20 protein-coding genes and 1 pseudogene are annotated in these 16,661 nt (G+C 44.8%); 4 read left to right on the top strand and 17 right to left on the bottom strand.

The features are described 5' to 3' along the window. Position 1: 1 nt before the first annotated feature. The 5 genes from Dvar_RS15635 to Dvar_RS15615 all read right to left on the bottom strand — a co-directional run bounded on the left by Dvar_RS15635 (position 2) and on the right by Dvar_RS15615 (position 6,653). The gene (locus Dvar_RS15635; protein WP_419662621.1) at positions 2 to 1,306 is read right to left on the bottom strand and encodes an O-antigen ligase family protein; all 1,305 of its coding nucleotides are present in this window, start codon (positions 1,304 to 1,306) and stop codon (positions 2 to 4) included. Between the two features lie 66 nt (positions 1,307 to 1,372). After that, complete coding sequence (locus Dvar_RS15630; RefSeq protein WP_419662620.1) at positions 1,373 to 2,605, bottom strand: glycosyltransferase; 1,233 nt, start codon at positions 2,603 to 2,605, stop codon at positions 1,373 to 1,375. A 22-nt stretch (positions 2,606 to 2,627) separates the two neighbouring features. Continuing rightward, complete coding sequence (locus Dvar_RS15625; protein WP_419662619.1) at positions 2,628 to 4,235, bottom strand: lipopolysaccharide biosynthesis protein; 1,608 nt, start codon at positions 4,233 to 4,235, stop codon at positions 2,628 to 2,630. A 12-nt stretch (positions 4,236 to 4,247) separates the two neighbouring features. Beyond that, positions 4,248 to 5,168 (bottom strand): sulfotransferase family protein, encoded by a 921-nt coding sequence (locus Dvar_RS15620; protein WP_419662618.1) that lies wholly within the window; start codon positions 5,166 to 5,168, stop codon positions 4,248 to 4,250. Between the two features lie 1,332 nt (positions 5,169 to 6,500). Further along, complete coding sequence (locus Dvar_RS15615; protein ID WP_419662617.1) at positions 6,501 to 6,653, bottom strand: hypothetical protein; 153 nt, start codon at positions 6,651 to 6,653, stop codon at positions 6,501 to 6,503. Between the two features lie 188 nt (positions 6,654 to 6,841). Here Dvar_RS15615 and Dvar_RS15610 point away from each other — a divergent pair, with 188 nt between their 5' ends. The 3 genes from Dvar_RS15610 (at position 6,842) to Dvar_RS15600 (ending at position 8,028) form a co-directional block, all read left to right on the top strand. Then, positions 6,842 to 7,090: a hypothetical protein gene (locus tag Dvar_RS15610; protein ID WP_419662616.1), complete on the top strand. Its 249-nt coding sequence runs from the start codon at positions 6,842 to 6,844 to the stop codon at positions 7,088 to 7,090. Further along, positions 7,080 to 7,259, top strand: a complete 180-nt coding sequence (locus Dvar_RS15605; RefSeq protein WP_419662615.1) for a type II toxin-antitoxin system PemK/MazF family toxin — start codon at positions 7,080 to 7,082, stop codon at positions 7,257 to 7,259. Before Dvar_RS15610 ends, Dvar_RS15605 begins: the two co-directional genes overlap by 11 nt. Positions 7,260 to 7,704: 445 nt before the next feature. Further along, positions 7,705 to 8,028: a hypothetical protein gene (locus tag Dvar_RS15600; protein WP_419662614.1), complete on the top strand. Its 324-nt coding sequence runs from the start codon at positions 7,705 to 7,707 to the stop codon at positions 8,026 to 8,028. Between the two features lie 111 nt (positions 8,029 to 8,139). Here the strand turns inward: Dvar_RS15600 and Dvar_RS15595 are convergent, their stop codons facing one another. From Dvar_RS15595 to Dvar_RS15575, 5 genes are all read right to left on the bottom strand, one after another. Beyond that, complete coding sequence (locus tag Dvar_RS15595; protein WP_419662613.1) at positions 8,140 to 8,442, bottom strand: hypothetical protein; 303 nt, start codon at positions 8,440 to 8,442, stop codon at positions 8,140 to 8,142. 123 nt (positions 8,443 to 8,565) lie between these two features. Beyond that, entirely contained in the window at positions 8,566 to 8,973 is a 408-nt protein-coding gene (locus Dvar_RS15590; RefSeq protein ID WP_419662612.1) for a type II toxin-antitoxin system VapC family toxin, read from the bottom strand. Then, positions 8,963 to 9,175, bottom strand: a complete 213-nt coding sequence (locus tag Dvar_RS15585) for a hypothetical protein (RefSeq protein WP_419662601.1) — start codon at positions 9,173 to 9,175, stop codon at positions 8,963 to 8,965. Before Dvar_RS15585 ends, Dvar_RS15590 begins: the two co-directional genes overlap by 11 nt. 1,119 nt (positions 9,176 to 10,294) lie before the next feature. Then, the gene (locus Dvar_RS15580; protein ID WP_419662611.1) at positions 10,295 to 10,672 is read right to left on the bottom strand and encodes a toxin-antitoxin system TumE family protein; all 378 of its coding nucleotides are present in this window, start codon (positions 10,670 to 10,672) and stop codon (positions 10,295 to 10,297) included. Further along, complete coding sequence (locus Dvar_RS15575; protein ID WP_419662610.1) at positions 10,659 to 10,955, bottom strand: hypothetical protein; 297 nt, start codon at positions 10,953 to 10,955, stop codon at positions 10,659 to 10,661. Before Dvar_RS15575 ends, Dvar_RS15580 begins: the two co-directional genes overlap by 14 nt. A 919-nt stretch (positions 10,956 to 11,874) precedes the next feature. Here Dvar_RS15575 and tnpC point away from each other — a divergent pair. Further along, positions 11,875 to 13,290: an IS66 family transposase gene (tnpC, locus tag Dvar_RS15570; RefSeq protein ID WP_419662609.1), complete on the top strand. Its 1,416-nt coding sequence runs from the start codon at positions 11,875 to 11,877 to the stop codon at positions 13,288 to 13,290. 133 nt (positions 13,291 to 13,423) lie between these two features. Here the strand turns inward: tnpC and Dvar_RS15565 are convergent, their stop codons facing one another. From Dvar_RS15565 to Dvar_RS15535, 7 genes and pseudogenes are all read right to left on the bottom strand, one after another. Continuing rightward, positions 13,424 to 13,645, bottom strand: a complete 222-nt coding sequence (locus tag Dvar_RS15565; protein WP_419662581.1) for a CopG family antitoxin — start codon at positions 13,643 to 13,645, stop codon at positions 13,424 to 13,426. A 3-nt stretch (positions 13,646 to 13,648) separates the two neighbouring features. After that, positions 13,649 to 13,933, bottom strand: a pseudogene (locus tag Dvar_RS15560) (BrnT family toxin). A 292-nt stretch (positions 13,934 to 14,225) separates the two neighbouring features. Next, on the bottom strand, positions 14,226 to 14,732 hold the full coding sequence (locus Dvar_RS15555; RefSeq protein ID WP_419662608.1) for a GNAT family N-acetyltransferase: 507 nt from the start codon (positions 14,730 to 14,732) through the stop codon (positions 14,226 to 14,228). 2 nt (positions 14,733 to 14,734) lie between these two features. Beyond that, a complete protein-coding gene (locus Dvar_RS15550) occupies positions 14,735 to 15,028 on the bottom strand; it encodes a DUF1778 domain-containing protein (RefSeq protein ID WP_419662607.1) in 294 nt (97 codons plus the stop codon). A gap of 283 nt (positions 15,029 to 15,311) precedes the next feature. Beyond that, a complete protein-coding gene (locus tag Dvar_RS15545; protein ID WP_419662606.1) occupies positions 15,312 to 15,572 on the bottom strand; it encodes a hypothetical protein in 261 nt (86 codons plus the stop codon). A gap of 70 nt (positions 15,573 to 15,642) precedes the next feature. Beyond that, positions 15,643 to 15,942, bottom strand: coding sequence for a type II toxin-antitoxin system RelE family toxin (locus tag Dvar_RS15540; RefSeq protein WP_419662605.1), 300 nt, complete (start codon positions 15,940 to 15,942; stop codon positions 15,643 to 15,645). Next, positions 15,942 to 16,211, bottom strand: coding sequence for a type II toxin-antitoxin system Phd/YefM family antitoxin (locus Dvar_RS15535; RefSeq protein WP_419662604.1), 270 nt, complete (start codon positions 16,209 to 16,211; stop codon positions 15,942 to 15,944). Before Dvar_RS15535 ends, Dvar_RS15540 begins: the two co-directional genes overlap by 1 nt. Positions 16,212 to 16,661 lie beyond the last annotated feature (450 nt).

The following is a 16,661-nucleotide window of genomic DNA, read 5'->3' as shown; positions in this document are numbered from 1 at the left end:
CCTACTTTGCATTTATACGGCCTATTGCACCACCCAACCGGATAAAAATCTCGGTAGGTCTATGTTTTAAAGAACCTTCCTCCGATTTTTTTTGGGTTACGGTATTACCGACAGCAAAAAGGCACCCTAGAAGAAAATACAGCAGATTGCTTCCAGCATAACTACCGGTTTTAAATGATTCGATGAATTTTCCAGCTAACAGGATAACAAAGGTGAGAGCAATAATTTTCCTTGAACTTCCAATTGGGTTGGAACGAACAGCCTTAATACCGACACTGAATGCATTAACGAACATCAGAAAATATAAAATTCCTCCCGGTATGCCAGCCTCGTCGAAAACTTCCAGCACAACGGTATGGGCATAGCCTTGTTGATCTGATTCTCCCACATCCATGGCGCTATCCCCTGGCCCATTTCCCATTATAGGATTTCGAAACATTCGTAACACCGTTATTCTGGTTAATTGCAACCGATATTCCATAGAGCAAGCGGATTTCTCCTTGCTAAACCGAATAGCAAGATTCTCGGGTAGAAACTGTGATAACACCAAATATGACCCTATACCGATGACGAGGGAAACGATAGAAATCAAAAAGACACGCCGGCGACTGTAAATACCGACCAGCCCTATGGTTAAAATCGCGCTACTAAGTAATGGGCCGCGACTTCCGGTTTTTGCAATGCTGAAAATAAGCAAGGGTATGAATAAGATGGACAGGGTAACGGTCTTTTTGCTTGGTTTCAGCAAAAGCCTTACAATCAGAATCAAAAGGGCACAATTCATCAATTCGGCCGGTGCTAAGGGATTTGCACCCAGTACTGTCGAACGTGCGGACATTCCCTGCATGGAAACGCCGGGGATCATCATGATAAATGGCAGCAACAATCCAAAAATCAAAAACCATTTTAATATATCATTGGCCACACTGATATTTCGGACTAGGACCATCGGCAACAACAGGCTTAAAAAATTAAAAACACTGAAAATGAGGAACTTTTTTAAACCAAACTCGGGAACCCGTGTATTCAACAGCCCCACCGCGAGCATGAATATAATGAATAACATGACAAAAATTGGAAACGGCCGCATTTTTACCGAACCTGGCGTATTTTTAATCCAAAGAGTTGCAGCCCCTAAATATCCCATGCACAATGTGAACATATCATAGGTATAGCTATAAAGCAGAGCCGGCATGAAAACACGGGCAATGGGCTTCACTATATAGATGGAGTTGAAAATGATGACAGAGCTCAAGGGAAACACGATAACGCAAACAACAACAGCCAAAATGACGAGCACTGCCACATAGTGTAGAAGTTCACCGGATATCAAGGATGAGATACCAATCTGTTCTATTGATCGAGAAAAGGCCTAAGCTAATGATTCACTTGGAATAAGTTGAATGTACTGCTGTTCTATACTGCGAATCATTCGCAATTCGGAAAAATGCGCAACAGCACGATGGTAACCCTTTTGCCCCATGGCTTTGGCTTCCTTCATATTCTCCAGCAGACATAACAAGCGATCTGAGAACATCTCTTCATCTTTTGAATCAACCAGATAACCGGTATGGTCATGGGATATCAGTTCCCTTGCACCTCCGACAGCGGTTGCTACAATGGGAACACCCGCCGCCATTGCCTCCAGAACCGTATTGGGGCAGGCTTCGGTATCCTGTGTACAAAACGTGGAAATATCAAATGTGCTGTATAGCCGATATGCTTTCTCAACAAATCCGGTAAAAACTATATACTTATCAAGGTTTGACTGCCTTGTAAAATTATGCAGCCAACGGCAATATGCATCCTGGCCCGGAGCAACATCACCAACAATAATAAACCGGATATCTGTCCGATGCTGGGCAATCCGCTTTGCGATACGGATAAAAAAATCCTGTCCCTTATTGGGATTGATTCTACCCACTAATCCAACGAGAAGAGCATCATCGGGAACACCAAATTTGTGCCAGAAATCACGAGAAACCTGCTCTCGTCTAATTTTTTCTATTGGATGTCCGTTATATACGACGACGGTTTTTTTCTGTGCTGACTGCAAAAGGCTTTGATACACCGCCATTGAGTTGGCAATCAGAAGATCCCCGAACATTTTTGCCATCATGCAGTATACAGGTACGGCCATACCTCGCAACGACCGCCGGTTAAGCACTCCCCGAATATGCCACACAGATCGTATCCCCACCAATTTTGCTGCAATCCCACCTATCACATGCAGATGAACTCTGTGCGAATGCAACAGATCCAGATTCAGAGCCTGAATTGCTCGAATAAGACCTGGAAGCCTGGAACCCATCCATGCAATCCCGTATAACGCGCTGGTGAACAACATACCGGATTGGGCGTCATGGGGGTCGGATTTAATGGCTGGTAATGGCCGACCTAAAACAATACCCGTCAATCCCAACTTCTTCATATCATCCACTAGTTGACCTGGCGCACATGCGATGTAGTAAAAAATAAACCTTTCTCGGTCAACATGATGAATAAGGTTCAACAGTGATGTCCGAACACCGCCGCCGTCATTTCCGGACACAAATAGACCGATTCGTATTTTTTCAGCATTTTCTATTTTTCTCTTTAATTTCACGTTTCGTAAGTGTATCGAATTTTTAGAAAGGTAAATTGCCTCGAGCTCGTCCTGCCCGGTTTAGAAGGAACACTCTGCAAAATCGTTGAAGCGTTCTCCTTTCCTGAAACGGCAGTCCAAACATCAATAACCAAACAAGATGAATAAAAAGGCTGATGCAAAGCACTGATAACAAGGAGCACAAACTGCTGCATGCAACCGTGTGATACAATAACATCATCACGCCCGAAACAGGCAGGCAATGCATCAACGGAACCGCAACATGACGAAAAAGCTGCCTGCCTATAGGCTGTTTTAAAAGATATCCGATATAGATATTCAAAAAAACGGGGCCAAGCAAGACCTGCGAAATCGCCGTTCCAGCAGCCAAACCGTATAATCCCCACCCTGCAACCCGAACGAAGAAAAGGGATAAAACAAGGTTGAGTGCCGCAAAAAAAAGGTGAACGGGAACATACAAACCTAACTTTCCCAATCCATGAAGTACTTGACGAGATGCTTTCTGCGTACTCCACAGTATCTCATATGCTGCTATAATATAAAAAAGCCCCGCATATTCCATATATTCTTCACCGACATACAGACTCAATACCTCTTCACCAAAAAGTATTAAGAAAAGGTAGGCAGGGACAGCAACTGGTACGATTATACGGTTTGTTCGTTCCACAAGTCTTGCTATTCGATCATAATTGCAATGGGCTTGGAGCGTGGCAACGGCTGGCATGATGACACCGCATCCCCTATTCAGCACGGATTCGATCTTCAGTACGAATGAGGCAACTATTGCATACCCTGTAACCAGCGTTGGCTCCATCATTTTGTTTATAAGAATGTAATCCGTCTGATAATATAATAGGTTGAAAAGTCTCAATAAAAGGACAAGGCTGCTGTAGCTGGTCGTCTCGCGAAGAATCTTCCAGCGAAAGGCACTGAATCTGATTTGCTGCCATGGGACCAAACGCCGACATACTCTCCAGATAGCTACCCCCTCCATAACTGATACCATTAGACTTACGGCAGCCACCCAAACAAGGTTTTTAAGCCCAATGGTAAACAATGCGACGGTCAACCCTACACGCAACAAACAGACAAAGATCCCAATGGTGTTGATGGCAACATACTGCTGCGTGGCCACTAGACCACCACGAAACACACTGATAGGCATTGCAAGAGCGCCGGCCATGCCGAGATACAACATAATCCATGGCCCAACACCCTCGGATCCTACCGGAATGGTAAACAACGTTTCAAAATAAAAGCTGATTCCCGCTGCAACAGCAAAATAGAAAATCGCTGTAACACACATGCCCCAAAAAAGGCTGGAGGAAATCTGTTGAACCTCATCCAATCGCCCTTTGGACAGGCTGTGAGCGATGAATCGACCCGCCCCGTAGCCAACACCCACAGGAATGAGTGAAACGAAACCGATACATGCACTAGTTATCGGCCAGAGAGAGTATTGGCTTCTGCCCAGAACACGAACGATAAAAGCCTGAAGAAATAAACCTGCGGCTAATTCAACCAATAGACTTATATAACTTGCTGCCGCATTAATAGTTATCCGCTTGCGGCTTACTTCAATAGCTTTTTCTATTTCCGTCTCTTTTTCCGACATCAATCGTTTTCTCATGAAAAGTTGTTATCATGAATATCTAAAAGAACGGTTTAATCGACCTGCAATGCCGTTAAACGTGTCTAAATCTTCAGGTCCCAACTCCTGTTTCCACCTTTCATCCAGTTTGATATCGGTCTCCCCACGTCGAAACCTCATCGGATTTCCTCCGACATTGTGTATTCCATGTTTGTTCAGAACCAACATATTCTCCTGGTAAGGAATATTTACAAAATCGCATAATTCTTGCAGTGTGGAATTTGGGTCTGAGCAGAATTGCTCGTAATGGAGCCTAAAAATCTGCCCATTCGGGATTCCCTTCAGGCAGAAAATTATTTTTTTTTGGGCTTGATACCACCGTCTCGCTGCAATTTTCATAGGTCTTTGAGTTCGCCGTATTTCCGATGCAGCCACAGCCCTTCCGTCCCTGATCATATGTATAATCCGGATATTTTTCGGATCGGCAAAATACAGTGCTTTCATCCGAAAAGCGATCTTGCTGGAATCTACAACAACCGGGCAGTCAGTAACCTCTCTAATTATGTCATTCCAGAAAAGGCAGTTTTGTGCAGCCTTTTGGAAGGGGCGAAACAGGCTCAAGTTAGCAAGATGATAAATCGTCTTGGATGGCTGAATCATTAGTGCTTTGTAGAGCAACCTACTGATTGTTCCAATACTCACCTCTCTAAAACTTGGAGAACGCTCAATTAGTAGGGGCGTGTATGGAGGTACACCGAGTTTCTCGCACCCCAAAGACTGAACCTTTCGCCAGAATACACAATGGTTAAAATCATTTCCACATGAGCAGGTAAGCGATGCTTGGCTCATGAACCAAGGTAATCGATCCATTTCGCCAATGGATATTATCCATTTATGGTTGTTCAGCAAAAGATCCAGAAGCGTGGAACCTGTTCGGCTAGAACCGGCTATATATATAAGCTTTTTATCCAATCTTTAGTCATTCCGATTAAGGCAAACCCGGGGAAACTCGGGGACGTTGTTGACAAATTATACATATCCGTTAAGTTCGTTGAGATCGTTTAGAACGTAAAGAAGTTTGATTCAGTTGACGGTTGGCGGTGAACAGATGATAAAAACCAGTGCTGAGAGAGACCAGAGGTCAGAAGTCAGTTGTCAGCTGTCAGAAAATGGGACGCGGATCTTCGCGGATGCGCGCTGATTGAGAAACGTTGGCTTAAATCCCAAATATATCGCGTATTATGGCATTTTTATGGATATGGATTTTTCGGCGACGATGTTTCGTTGTTGTTTACTATGATTTTTAGGGGACGTTGTTTACAAATTAGGATTTTTAGGGGACGTTGTTTACAAATTATACAAACTTGCTTCCACCTAAAAAGCAAGCGTTTTATCTTTTTCGAAAAATAAAGAAATAATAGGGCCTCATGAGGTTGTTCGTGTTTTTTCATCTCGAAAGGCAGAACCCCTTCCGGGATTGCCGATCTCACCGCATCTTCCCGGTGGCGAGAAACTCGGGGACGGGCATGATTTTATGCGTTTCCCATTCCGGTTTCAACCAGGGCTTAAGGCGTAAGGCGTAAGGCGCGAAAAAGCATTCTTGTCCAGCTTGCCAAGGAAAGTGGATATCAGTTTTCAGAAATTGGGACGCGGATCTTCGCGGATGCGCGCGGATTGAAAAAGGAAATCTGCGAGACACGCGGGAAAGGCGCGAAACGCGGGAAACAGACGTGTCCGGGGACGGGCCAGGCCAACCAACTGCAAATAAATTAAAAAGGCTGAAAAAGGTGGTCTATTTGGGGTCTATTTTACGATTTTCAGGGCTAAAAATCTCATTATAGGCCGATGGCTGATAGCGATGTTATTAAAAAGGGAACTTGGGGGACGTCCTTAATTAACTAAATAAAATTGTCAGGAACACAAAGAAGTTTAAAGCAGTTTACGGTTATCGGTTGACGGAATTGAGGGAAATGCGAGACACGCGGGAAAGGCGCGAAACGCGGGAAACAGTTGACAGAAAATGGGACGCGGATCTTCGCGGATGCACGCGGATTGTAAAAGTGAACTTGCGAGACACGGGAAACAGTTTCCAGTTTATGGTTATCGGTTGGTAGTTTCCGGCTTTAGGACTAAAGAACTGTTGATAAAAAGGCTTCAGGCGGTATGATCGTTATATTCTCGTATGACTTTAACGATAATAAATGCCGATCACCTGAAATCACAAATGCAGCATTGCCCGCCCGTGCGCAATGCAAGAACATGTCATCAGAAGAGGGAGAGGGGGACGCCCTTTACTTTTAAACTTTATTCTGCTTTTTTAATCTTAGTTAGGGGGAATTCAGGGACAGGCATGATTTCATGCGTTATGCTCAACCTTTCATCAAGCTTACCAAATACTGCCGTTAGAGCAATGAGCGACATCGTATTTATGACGATATCTTTGGACGCATCACGCATTCAGGACATCCCCTTCAAGCTCTACATCATCCACTACCGAAAATCGAACACAGAATCACGAAATCGCTTCGCTTTTTTCAGGCCCTGACTGGGACTGGCCAACGGGGGCGGCTCCAAACCATCCTTGACATTTCCACATTAAGGCATAAAATAAAACACAATACAATACACACAAATGGAGGTTCTATATGAGCACAGAAAATGTGCGTTTAAATATCAATTTGCCGAAACATCTTGTGATGGTTATGGATCAGATGTCAGGGCCCAGAAAGCGCAGCGCATTTATTTCAGAAGCCATCGAACTCAAAATTAACCAGATCCGCCAGGAAACCTTGAAAGATAACCTGGTCGAAGGCTACAGGGTCCGCCATCAGGAAAGCCTCGATTTGTCGTCAGAATTTGAACCTGCAGACTTGGAGGGCTGGGATGACTATTAAACGGGCTGAAATTCATCTGGCAGCGCTGGATCCTACTTTCGGTCGGGAGATTGCAAAAACAAGACCCATCGTCATTGTGTCAAATGATATTAACAACCAATACTCAGGGACGGTTACGGTTCTGCCGATGCGGGTCCGGGGACGGGCCAGGCCAACAAACTGCAATTAAACTAAAAAGGCTGAAAATGGTGGTCTATTTGGGGTCTATTTTGCGATTTTCAGGGCCAAAAATCGCATTATAGGCCGATTGCCTCTCCCGCAGTTCAAATGCCCCTTCGGTGGGTTGGACCAAGCTGAATGCCCAATTAACGAAGGTCAGAGGGCTGAAGGCCGTGATTAGTGATGCGTTATGAGTGATGCGTAAACAACTAACAGAGATCAGAGGTCAGAAGCCAGTTTACTGTTATCGGTTAGCGGTGAACAGATGCTAAGACAAAAATAGTGTAACGGCCTACCTCGCCTATGCGGCAAAAGTGTAACGGTTGGTTCTACTATCCCGCAGCGATACCCCGCCCCAAAAATGAATAAACGTACCCCGCCTACCCCGCTGTAATAGCTCCCGTTGGCAATCGTCTTTTCTGCAGTTCTATTGTAAACCGTAATGGGGCATTCGTATGGTCCAGGAAAATGAAGAGAAAGCCCGGAACTATCCCTTCCGGGCTTTCAAGGTGAACTCCGTATCAAGGCCGGATGTTCAATATGTAAATTACTTTAAACTCCGGCGACGTTCAAGGCCGGATGTTAAAGTTGATCCAAATATCCTGTCGTTGGTGCAAAAACGTTTTTTGTATGTGCCGGCGCTGCTTTCGTGGGCATGCTTATTGACCTGGTCTGGGGACGGGCCAGGCCAACCAACTGCAATTAAATTAAAAAGGCTGAAAAAGGTGGTCTATTGGGAGTCTATTTTACGATTTTCAGGGCCAAAAATCGCATTATAGGCCGATGGCCTCTCCCGCAGTTCAAATGCCCCTTCGGTGGGTTGGACCAAGCTGGGGGAACTTGCGGGGAACTTGCGGGGAACTTGCGGGACGGGGATGAAATTATGCGTTTTATCCATCACAGATCTTTTTTCGATGATTGACGAACGGTGACCTTTCTAACACTCCAATGATCTGCAATTTCTGCCAATCGATATCGAAGAGCAAAAAGTCTTTCAATCCACTGAAGAAACCTGATTTACCGGGTTGGATATCTGAAAGATCACCTCGGTTCAGGTATTTGATCCATTCCACCAGGCTACCCCAGGTCTCCAACATTTCGTTGTAAATCATTTTCCAACCGATGGCATGGTGATACCAATTGTTTTGGTCTATACGGCTGGTCGCAACACTATTGATTCTTAAATCGATCATAGATCCCCGAAGCAGCATGTTGAGTAGAAGATATGAGCGTGGCATGTGATTCCAGAATGAATATCCACAGATCAGTCTTCGCAGAAAGCTACGCCCGGACAAGTTTACGCAGATTCACACAGATTATGGTACCACGGTGATGCCCTGATCAGCGAAATTAGGCTTAAAGCAAAATGCCTTTTTAACCTGATGGCGATTCATCATAATCTGGCTGACGCAGTCCACGAAACTGAACCCTAAACGGCCCAGACTCATCCACAATTCATATCCCAAATCATGCTGCCATTCATCCGCCCACTTGACGTCCACAACACCAAGCACTGCCTTGTACCAGAGATCCGCGGCCTCGTACCCCAACAGATCCTGTATGCGGTTCATGGTTTCCGCAACCACATAACTACTGGTTAGAAGCGCGACATTTTTCTCCAGCAGCGAAGGCCAAAGCATCTTGGCGCACTGGTGATATTGGTCGGCACTGTCAATCAGTGCGCAAAAAGCGGTTGTATCGATAAAGATTTTTTCAGGATGCATTGGTACGTGTTGATGAAAAGCGTCCCACGGCCTCCAAGGCGAACGCCTTGTTGGAATCCACCTGCTGATCTCGTTCAGCCTGCATCCTGAAACTATCGACGATATCACGGAGCAATTGGGACATTGAAATGCCCTGTTCCAGTGCCTCTGTTTTCAGCCATTTCAACTGTGCGTCATGGAGTTGAATCTGGGTTCGTTTCATAAGCACCTTTTCTTTAGTATTTCTTTCCCCAAGAAGTATCACATCATTTTACAGATTGCCGGCATCATAATGTAAGCAATTTTAAAAAATTTTATGACGAAAAGATATAGCTCCGCTTCCTCGGTTACACGCCTCTAAAAAAGACGAATCGATTCACTTGCCAAATCCACAATGCGAACATCTTGTAGCAGAGAAGTAAAAAGTAAATCAATCGGTAGAAAGGGTTATTTTTTACTACCGGGGAAACTCAGGGACGGGAAACTCAGGGACGGGCATGATTTTATGCGTTTCCCATTCCGGTTTCAACCAGGGCTTAAGGCGTAAGGCGTAAGGCGTAAGGCGTAAGGCGCGAAAAAGCATTCTTGTCCAGCTTGTCAAGGAAAGTAGATATCAGTTGTCAGAAATTGGGACGCGGATCTTCGCGGATACGCGCGGATTGCAAAAGGGAAGCTGCGGGACGCGCGGGAAAGGCGTGAAACGCGCCTGCGGGTCCGGGGACGGGCCAGGCCAACAAACTGCAATTAAACTAAAAAGGCTGAAAATGGTGGTCTATTTGGGGTCTATTTTGCGATTTTCAGGGCTAAAAATCGCATTATAGGCCGATTGCCTCTCCCGCAGTTCAAATGCCCCTTCGGTGGGTTGGACCAAGCTGAATGCCCAATTAACGAAGGTCAGAGGGCTGAAGGCCGTGATTAGTGATGCGTTATGAGTGATGCGTAAACAACTAACAGAGATCAGAGGTCAGAAGCCAGTTTACTGTTATCGGTTAGCGGTGAACAGATATCAGTTTTCAGAGCTCAGGTTTCAGAGGTCAGAGGGCTGAAGGCCGTGATCGGTAATGCGTTATGAGTGATGCGTAACAAATGACTGAGATCAGCGTCAGTACGGAGGGACGTTGTTTCATTGTTGCGGGGAACAAGGAAGATTCGTCACGTCCAATGGTCTATTGACCGTCTTTTCCATTTTTTTATTCTCACGCCCAGCCTGTCCCTGATTAGTTGTTGAGCTGATGAGATAAAAGAAAGATGAACAACTGACGACCTACAGGCTTACGATCTTATCAGCCCATTAACTTAAGTTAAAAAATCAATTTTTAACCAAGCCTGCAATTTTTTTGAACTATATATGGCTGATCACTTCATCAACCACATCGGAGATATCAGGTATGGATGATTCTTCTATTGATCCGTCTGAAAGATGCTTATGGTTACTAAATCCCAAATCAGGCCTGTGACGAGCATTGTCATATCTGAAAATTAGTTTTCCATCCCTATCCTGGTATTGATAGGCATAATGAACTTTTTCAATTGTATATTTAGCATCGATAAATTCTTCGACATGCAAAACAGAGCCATCAACGAGAATGATTTTCGATTTTATAATAGATTGTTTTGCAGCTCTTCGCTCTTCTTTAATGTCTATTGATTCTGCGAATCCATAATCATCAATTCTTTCAACAGCGCGATGAAAAGCCTCCAGATAGTCACGAAGAGACATGACGGATGCTCTTTAATGCATCTAATCTTTCACTAAGCCTCTTGGAAAGATGATATTCGCCAGCCCACTCAACATATTCCAAATCCTTCCCTTCCAGGTCCTCGGCGCTCCATTCATCCATGAACATTTCTGACGAAATTTGATATTTTTTTTCAAACTTGGAAAGCCGCTTTTTTGAAAGCTGTAGACTGTATTTAAGCCGTAATGATTCCGTTTCCAGAGCCTCGGATATAATCTCAACCGCTTTATCTGGCATGTCTGTTTTTAATATAATTTTTGGCATATCCCCACACCCTCAATTATTTAAATTTCCTATATCCAACATATCTTAATGCCAATTGGGCTTTATTGCAACAGGGGGTATTTTGGGTCCGGTGATGATTTCATGCGTTTCCCAATCCGGTTTAAACGGACGGTAATCAGAGGGCTGAAAGCCGTGGTCAGTGATGCGTAAACAACTGACACATTGTCTGGGGAAATTGTCTGGGGACGGGCCAGGCCAACCAACTGCAAATAAATTAAAAAGGCTGAAAAAGGTGGTCTATTTGGGGTCTATTTTGCGATTTTCAGGGCTAAAAATCGCATTATAGGCCGATGGCTGATAGCGATGTTATTAAAAAGGGAAATTGGGGAACGTCCTAAATTAACTAAATAAAATTGTCAGGAACACAAAGAAGTTTAAAGCAGTTTACGGTTATCGGTTGACGGAATTGAGGGAAATGCGAGACACGCGGGAAAGGCGCGAAACGCGGGAAACAGTTGACAGAAAATGGGACACGGATCTTCGCGGATGCACGCGGATTGAAAAAGGAAATCTGCGAGACACGCGGGTGACAAAAAATAGTGCTGAGACGCGAGACCTGAGTGCTGAGAATGAACAGCATCTTGAGTCAGGAACGGTCATGATTTTATGCGTTTTGCTATCCCCTTCTCACTTATGACCGTGCTGTCAGCGCGCCCTAAAAATTAGTACCGAGACTGACTGAAGGTAACGATTCACACCCCCATAGAGAGTGCAATGAGGAATAGCCTTTTAACAAGACAAATTGATTTCAATCTGATATTCTCACGTTGTGAAGAATAAGCGGAAAAATCGATTTAGCCCGGATGACCTGAATCAAATCAGTATAGAATCTTTAAACCGCCTGAATAAATCGGATTTAGTCTCGCTGACGTTGAGGCTTCGTGATTTCGGGATCGAATTGTATGAGAATTTAAACCAGGATTCCAGCAACAGCTCCAGGCCTCCGTCATCAGACGATCCTTTTAAGAAGAAAGATAAAGCAGATCCGTCCAAAGAATCCAAGACCGAGGATCAAGAAAAAGACGGTGATAACCCCGCAGACGATGATCAACCCGTTGAAGATCGAAACGCTCCCACAGCATCCGATGACAGTCAAAAACGTAACGCAGGGCGTCAACCCGGCTCACAAGGCTTTTGGCGAGCACAAAAACCTAAAGCCGATTATATCGAACATCATCATCCGCAGCAGTGCATCATCTGCGAGAAAAAACTTGCCTTGAAGGTATCGCCGCACACCGGTTTTTATACCTATGAGCTGGAAAGAAATCCAAACGGCTTGGAAATCACCTGTACCCTTCATTATTATTATAGCGCCGTTTGTGAGTGCGGGCATGATAACATCGAGCAACCCGGTGAAGGATATGTATCGATTTTGGAAGGCCGCAAACGAAACATCAAATTGAGCGAGTATACGATGGTCGGTCCGATGCTCGCCACTTTCATAGCGGCATTGAATCGCCGCTGCGGTATGTCCCGCAACAAAATCAAGGAATTTCTTCAAAACTGGTTGAATTTTGAGCTGTCCATTGGTCTGATCTGCAAATCAATTCGAGAAGTCGGCATTGCCTGTAATCCCGTGGTGGATGAGTTGATAAAGGAATTACAAAAAGAAGAGCAAGTCCATCTGGACGAGACCCCCTGGTACCAGAAGGGCATCTTTTTATGGGTTTGGGTGGCAATCAGCAAGACAACGGCAATCTATCGAATCGGTACCCGTAAAAAAGAGGCACTGTTGGAATTGATCACCGAAGCCTTTTTCGGGTGGCTGATCACCGATGGTTATGGGGCTTATCGAAGCTACTCGAAAAGACAGCGCTGCCTGGCCCATTTAATCCGAAAAGCCGTTGCGTTAACGGGCGCGGTGAACGAGGATGCTCAGAAAGCCGGGGATTGGTTCTTGAGGGAACTGCGAGGGCTGATCAAGACAATGGCCCAGGGCGAGGATGGCAAGAAAAAATGCAACCCAATCCTCGCCCGCTTAAAAAGGGCTTGCAATCTGGGATCCAAATCAGATCATGCCAAATTAAAAGCTCTGGCAAAAGAGATTTTAAATGATTGCGATGCGGTGGTGGCGTTTGTTAAAAATCCCGGCTTGCCAGCCACGAACAATGAAGCCGAGCGTGCCCTGCGGTGGGTGGTTCTATTCCGAAAAATCACTTTTGGCACCCGTACAACCGAGGGCAGCCTCTCATTTTCGGCGACGCTAAGCATCATCGAAACATGCCGGCTAAGAAACATTGATCCCTGGAACTATATCGCGGAAGTTCTTGCGCAAGGGCGCAAAGGAATTGTCATTCCTATCCCAGCTGTATAAAATGCTGCCTTTTCTATGGGGATGTGAATCGTTACGACTGAAGTATGATGTCAAGTTAAACCTGAAGTAATGAAACGAAAATAGCTGGTGAACGGAATTTGCCATATGCGTTTAGTGTCTGGTTCTGCCCGCATCATTGAGGAGACCACTGAATATCCAACTTTCGCTGGTTGTTAACACAATCTTGTAAATAAAGATTTATTAGACTTTGGTAGGGTATTCCGGTTTCATTAGCCATGTCTTTAAAATATTCTATAATATCTGGTCGAATTCTCAGAGTAACCTGCTTTTTTAATTGTTTTGCATACGGATTTCGCCTCGACTTCATTTTAGAAAGATCATACTCATTTTTCATTTTTCACCTCCGGTAATGCTTAGCTTCTTTCCTGGTTGCTTTGCGGGCGGAGATGATCCTGATGACAGACTCATCAGCTCTGTAACAGTGACAGATCATAAGCAAGCGCAGCTTGGCACTGATGCCTAATAAGAGGAAGCGATCCTACCATTCCGAATTATCGTCATCATAGAACTCAATCGCCCATTCGTCATAAAAGACGGTGGCCGCCTCCTCAAATGAGATACCGTGTTTTTCCCGATTAGCTTTTGATTTAATTGGGTCCCATTCGAAACGTAGTTCTTTCATAACGACATTGTATTTACGTTGTAGGACAATGTCAAGATGGCAGTTTATTGGATTTTTCGAGGACGTTGTTGACTAATTGTACATATACGCTAAGTTCGTTGAGAGCGTTTCGCTCAATAAAAAGTTGGTCATAGAATATAGAACTGTCGGGGACAGTGAACAGATATCAGAAGTCAGCGGCCAGAGATCTGAGATCAATTGTCAGAAATTGGGACGCGGATCTTCGCGGATGCACGCGGATTGAAAAATGAAACCTGCGAGACGGGGAACAGATATCAGAAGCCCATTCCATTCAAGGTGAATCGGTCAATAGACGTCTCGCATCTTTTAATAAAAGCAGAAATTGCTGTTCTCTTAATGGTGATGAGACAAATCCAAAGCGACGGTAAAAGTTGGTGGCATTTTCGTCAATCGGATGTGTCAGCAGCGCACGAATACCGGCTTGTTCCGCTATCACCAGCGCTCTACGGATAGCATCTTGAAGAAGCCCACGGCCAATCCCCAGCCCCTGGTGGTCTTTTGATACGGCAAGTCGAGCAAGAATGATTACGGGAATTGGGTGCCTGCCCATTCCTTTCTGAATTCGTGGAGGTGCTTCGATCGGTTCTATTTGGCCGACTGTCAAACTGTAATAGCCAACAACGTTTTCTGCTTCTGTCACGACGAAAGTTCTGGCGGACCCTGATGTATGCGCTTGTCGTGCATAGCGAATCAGCCAATCATCCAAACTAGGGCTGCCGCAGGTAAAGGACTTGAGGAGATGTCCCTTATTTAGTGCTTCCGGGGAACTCAATTGCATGTTCATTCCCAAGGGGCAACTTTAGAAAACAAATCTCGTAATCCTTGATTTTCTGAAGCAGGTTGATCCAGCAATTCCAAAAAGGATTGATACCGGTTGTTGGGAACGACGAACAATCGCTGGTCCAGCAAAGCCTGTTCAGCGGCACGATAAGCACTGTCTATGATGAATTCGGTCAACGACTTGTGGCATGCCTCTGCTGCTCGACGAAAAATTGCTTCCTGTTCCGGTGTGGTTCTGAGCCCAATCCGTGATGATTTAACAGATCTTTTTTTAGTTGGTTGTGTTGACGACATGGTGCCCCCTATGAATCTTATTTCAAATAAACGTTAGTACAATAGGTGTACAAAGTCAACGGTCATTTGGGATTCTCGAGGACGTTGTTGACTAATTATACATGTCCGTTAAGCTCGTTTAGAACGGTTGTCAGAAATTGGGACGCGGATCTTCGCGGATGCACGCGGATTGCAAAATTCGGAATTCGGGAACGTCCACTATTGACCGATTTTTTGTCAGAAGAGGATCTCGATAAGCTTTGCTTTATCCAATTCTAATTGCACAGACAGATCATTAAGAATATTATTCAAAGTACCTACTCTTAGTGGTGAGGAATTTTTGGGGACATACGGACTTTACCTGATCCATGACACCGGCAAGTTGTTCCTCGACAGACTTGAAGCGCTCCACCAGCATTGTCGCTTCATACCGGGCAGCGTCGTCCACGGGAAGACCGATGGAATGTTCAGCAGCATTGTAGATTTTTCTCAAACGACTCGCCTGACGTGCGCCCCGGTCGGTGGTCGTGACAGGGAAACTCAGGGGAAACTCAGGGACGGGCATGATTTTATGCGTTTTTGTCCCACCCTATCAGCAGTTACGTTGATTAGTTCGTAAGCTGACGGCATTAAGCTTAAAGGTCCTCAAAGAATGAACGACCTGCTTTCTCAGCAAAAAGTTCGTAGACATCTTTCCGATGTCCAACATAATGAATCTCGACAACCTGATCAAGTTCCTTAACTTTGTAGATTATTCTGAATCGTTTGGCCCGGAAGGACCGGTAACCCGATAATTCCCGTTCCAATGGTTTTCCTGAAAACGGTTCATTCTTTAATTTGTCTATTCTTGAACGAATGACGGGTTTTAGGGTAGGATGCAGTTTTTTAATTTGATTGCGGCATGTTTCTGAATAGAGCAATCGGTAAATAATCATCAATCATCCCAAACAGCGCTATCTTCAAAGACCCGGCCGCTTTTAAAATCCCTGGCTGAAGCCCCAAGCGAAGCTAAAATATCCTTATCTACCAGAATTTCAATTGTTTCTATGAGCGCCTCATATCGGTTAGGCGTCATCATGACTCCGACCGGTGCACCATTTCGAGTGAGCGTAATGGTTGAGTCTTCCTCTTGCATTGTTTTAATGACGTCAAGAAGCTCGCGCTTTGCCTTGGTAACCGACATTATTTGTTGGATGTCGTCCATAATCCACCTCAGTCTGAAATTATTATGACCATAATAATTTACAACCTATAGCATGTCAATAGGCTTGGGGAAAGTGCGGGAATTTTAGGGGACGTTGTTTACAAATTATACATATCCGTTAAGTTCGTTGGGAGCGTTTAGAACGTAAAAAAGCAGTACTGAGACTTGAGACGCGAGACATGAGTGCCATAAAAAATAGTACTGAGTGCTGAGATCATAAAAGCAAAGTTCTGAGACGCGAGACCTGGGGTAATAATGGGGACATCCTTAATTAACTATATTAAAATTGTCAGGAACACAAAGAAGTTTAAAGCAGTTTACGGTTATCGGTTGACGTAATTGGGGGAAATGCGAGACACGCGGGAAAGGCGTGAAGAGCCGTTATCCTGTAATGGGTGATGAGTGATGAGACGCGAGTGACAGAGACCAGTGGGAATTTGCTGGACGGGG

It is taken from the genome of Desulfosarcina variabilis str. Montpellier (genome assembly GCF_048565275.1).
GTDB classification, from domain to species: Bacteria; Desulfobacterota; Desulfobacteria; order Desulfobacterales; family Desulfosarcinaceae; genus Desulfosarcina; species Desulfosarcina variabilis.
The sequence above is the reverse complement of the archived record's forward strand: the minus strand, read 5'-3'. Positions and strand labels throughout refer to the sequence as shown.

What these genes read in the sequence shown, in the direction of transcription:
- Dvar_RS15625 (WP_419662619.1), bottom strand. Translation starts at nt 4,235, where the DNA reads ATGAGAAAACGATTGATGTCGGAAAAAGAGACGGAAATAGAAAAAGCT.
- Dvar_RS15615 (WP_419662617.1), bottom strand. Translation starts at nt 6,653, where the DNA reads ATGCGTGATGCGTCCAAAGATATCGTCATAAATACGATGTCGCTCATT.
- Dvar_RS15610 (WP_419662616.1), top strand. Translation starts at nt 6,842, where the DNA reads ATGAGCACAGAAAATGTGCGTTTAAATATCAATTTGCCGAAACATCTT.
- Dvar_RS15605 (WP_419662615.1), top strand. Translation starts at nt 7,080, where the DNA reads ATGACTATTAAACGGGCTGAAATTCATCTGGCAGCGCTGGATCCTACT.
- Dvar_RS15600 (WP_419662614.1), top strand. Translation starts at nt 7,705, where the DNA reads ATGGTCCAGGAAAATGAAGAGAAAGCCCGGAACTATCCCTTCCGGGCT.
- Dvar_RS15595 (WP_419662613.1), bottom strand. Translation starts at nt 8,442, where the DNA reads ATGATCGATTTAAGAATCAATAGTGTTGCGACCAGCCGTATAGACCAA.
- Dvar_RS15590 (WP_419662612.1), bottom strand. Translation starts at nt 8,973, where the DNA reads ATGCATCCTGAAAAAATCTTTATCGATACAACCGCTTTTTGCGCACTG.
- Dvar_RS15585 (WP_419662601.1), bottom strand. Translation starts at nt 9,175, where the DNA reads ATGAAACGAACCCAGATTCAACTCCATGACGCACAGTTGAAATGGCTG.
- Dvar_RS15580 (WP_419662611.1), bottom strand. Translation starts at nt 10,672, where the DNA reads ATGTCTCTTCGTGACTATCTGGAGGCTTTTCATCGCGCTGTTGAAAGA.
- Dvar_RS15575 (WP_419662610.1), bottom strand. Translation starts at nt 10,955, where the DNA reads ATGCCAAAAATTATATTAAAAACAGACATGCCAGATAAAGCGGTTGAG.
- Dvar_RS15565 (WP_419662581.1), bottom strand. Translation starts at nt 13,645, where the DNA reads ATGAAAAATGAGTATGATCTTTCTAAAATGAAGTCGAGGCGAAATCCG.
- Dvar_RS15555 (WP_419662608.1), bottom strand. Translation starts at nt 14,732, where the DNA reads ATGCAATTGAGTTCCCCGGAAGCACTAAATAAGGGACATCTCCTCAAG.
- Dvar_RS15550 (WP_419662607.1), bottom strand. Translation starts at nt 15,028, where the DNA reads ATGTCGTCAACACAACCAACTAAAAAAAGATCTGTTAAATCATCACGG.
- Dvar_RS15545 (WP_419662606.1), bottom strand. Translation starts at nt 15,572, where the DNA reads ATGCCCGTCCCTGAGTTTCCCCTGAGTTTCCCTGTCACGACCACCGAC.
- Dvar_RS15540 (WP_419662605.1), bottom strand. Translation starts at nt 15,942, where the DNA reads ATGATTATTTACCGATTGCTCTATTCAGAAACATGCCGCAATCAAATT.
- Dvar_RS15535 (WP_419662604.1), bottom strand. Translation starts at nt 16,211, where the DNA reads ATGGACGACATCCAACAAATAATGTCGGTTACCAAGGCAAAGCGCGAG.